The sequence below is a fragment of the Longimicrobiaceae bacterium genome, from assembly GCA_035936415.1.
In the GTDB taxonomy this organism is placed as follows: domain Bacteria; phylum Gemmatimonadota; class Gemmatimonadetes; order Longimicrobiales; family Longimicrobiaceae; genus JAFAYN01.
Window position 1 is genome coordinate 1 of record DASYWD010000243.1, and the last position, 2187, is coordinate 2187.

The 2187-nt window shown below is 72.0% G+C and carries 1 protein-coding gene; it reads right to left on the minus strand.

Going from position 1 to position 2187, the window contains the following annotated elements; genetic code table 11:
- Positions 1-235: 235 nt before the first annotated feature.
- Positions 236-1600, minus strand: coding sequence for a sigma-54 dependent transcriptional regulator (locus VGR37_09775; GenBank protein HEV2147677.1), 1365 nt, complete (start codon positions 1598-1600; stop codon positions 236-238).
- Positions 1601-2187: the final 587 nt, after the last annotated feature.

Below are 2187 nucleotides of genomic sequence, written 5' to 3' on the forward strand. Positions count from 1 at the left end.
GTCTACGCCTTCCTCCTCAGCCTGCTCGATCCTGAGCTCAAGGATCTTCGCGAGGCTCTGCTCAGAGGCTTCTGCCCCAGAACAGGAAAGCGGAGCCGAGAGGTCTCGACTCCGCTCTACCGCATTCGGGCTGCAATCTGCTTCCTCTGCCTGAGTCTCCGAACTTCGCTCCTACCTCATTTCCAAAGTTCGGGATGACTCATGTGTCTGCCGGGCTCCCGGCTCGGCCGGCGGGCTACGCCGTCGTGCCGGGGGGCGCCAGGTCGTGCTTGGCGAGGATCCGGTCCAGCCGCGGCCGGGAGATTCCCAGCAGCGACGCGGCGCGGCGCTTGTTCCCGCCGGTCTGCTTCAGGATCCGCTCCACGTGGGCGCGCTCCACCGCGTCCAGCGTGGTCTCCTCCGGCTTCCCCTCGGAAGCCGCGCCCTGCAGCTGCAGCGTTCCCAGCCCGAGCCCCTCCAGCGACACCGCCGGCCCCGGCGCCAGCACGACCGCGCGCATGATCGCGTTCTCCATCTCGCGCACGTTCCCGGGCCAGTCGTACGACTGCAGCGCCTTCACCACCGCCGCGGGGATCACGCGCACGTCCTTGTGGATCTCGCGCGCCGCCTTCGCCAGCAGGCTCTCGGCAAGGAGCGGGATGTCCTCGCGCCGCTCGCGGAGCGGGGGGAGGCGGATCTCCACCACCCGCAGGCGGAAGTACAGGTCCTCGCGGAAGCTCCCCTCCGCGATCAGCTCCTCGATCGGGCGGTGCGTGGCCGCGATCACCCGCGCCTCCGTGCGGCGGGGCCGCTCGCTCCCCACCGGGTAGAACTCCCGCTCCTGGAGCACCCGGAGGAGCTTCGCCTGGAAGGCCGGCGAGGTGTCGCCGATCTCGTCCAGGAAGATGGTCCCCGAGCCGGCCAACTCGAAGCGTCCCCTGCGGTCGGCCACCGCCCCGGTGAAGGAGCCCCGCACGTGCCCGAACAGCTCCGACTCCAGCAGGCTCTCCGCGATCGCCGTGCAGTTGATGGCGATGAACGGCTCGTCCGCCTGCGGCGAGTGGTAGTGGATGGCGCGGGCGATCAGCTCCTTCCCCGTCCCCGTCTCCCCCCGGATCAGGACCGGCGCGCGCGTCCCCGCCAGCATCCCGATGGTCTTGTAGATCTCGATCATGCGGGGCGACCGCCCCACCAGGATGTCCGTGCGGTCCGCCGCCCCGCCCGCCACCGTGTCGTCGCCCAGGCGGCGGCGCGCCGAGCGGTCGCGAAAGCAGCGCTGCAGCACCATGTCGAGCTGGTCCACGTCCACGGGCTTGACGAGGTAGTCGTAGGCCCCGTCGCGGATCGCCCCGATGGCGCTGCGCATGTCCTCGTAGCCGGTGATGACCACCACGTCCACCTCCGGGAGCGACTCCCCCACCCGGTTCAGCAGCTCCAGCCCGCTCATCCCTTCCATCTGGATGTCGGTGATGACCACGTCGGGGCCGAACTGGTGGATCACGCCGAGCGCCTCCTCCGCGCTGGACGCCGCCGCCACCTCGTATCCCGAGCGCGTCAGGTGGAACTCGAAGGCCACGCGCAGCGAGGCGTCGTCGTCCACCACCAGGATCCTTCGGCTCATCGCTCCTTCCATGCAGCGGGTGCGTCCCGGGCCGTTCCGCCGGCCGCAGCTCCAGCGGAGCCCGCCCGCCACGCGGCAATGCCGGGACCAGTGGAGCTCCGCCCCGCCCGGGAGCCCGCGCCGACCCGCGGAAACGGCGCCGCCGCTGGAAGCGCGCGCGTCTCCCGCCGGGACGTGCGGACGCCCGGAACGTTACCGCTGGGGCACGATGGTCACAATGTGTTGCACTTCTACCACACGTCGGCGCCCGACGGGGCGTGCTCCGGCGTGCCGATCATGCACCCGGGGAGACGGTTGCCCCCGCGGACGCCCTCGTGTATGTTGCACTCGTCGCGGACCCGGAAACGGTCCGCTCCCTCCCCCCGGCGCCTCCGCGCCCGCCCGCGCCCCCCCGGCGGGCCGGGCAGCCGTCCTTCCCCAGCCCCCCGATGGAATCTCCCACCCGGCACCAGCCCCAGGGTACCTCCTCCTCCGAGCTGAACGACGCGCGGCGGCTGGCGCGCTTCGCGGCCCACGTCGCGAATGCGCCCGTTGCCCTGCTCGCGCTCGCGGACGCGGGGCGCCCCGCGCTCGCGGCGGTCCACGGC

What these genes read in the sequence shown, in the direction of transcription:
- VGR37_09775 (HEV2147677.1), bottom strand. Translation starts at nt 1,600, where the DNA reads ATGAGCCGAAGGATCCTGGTGGTGGACGACGACGCCTCGCTGCGCGTG.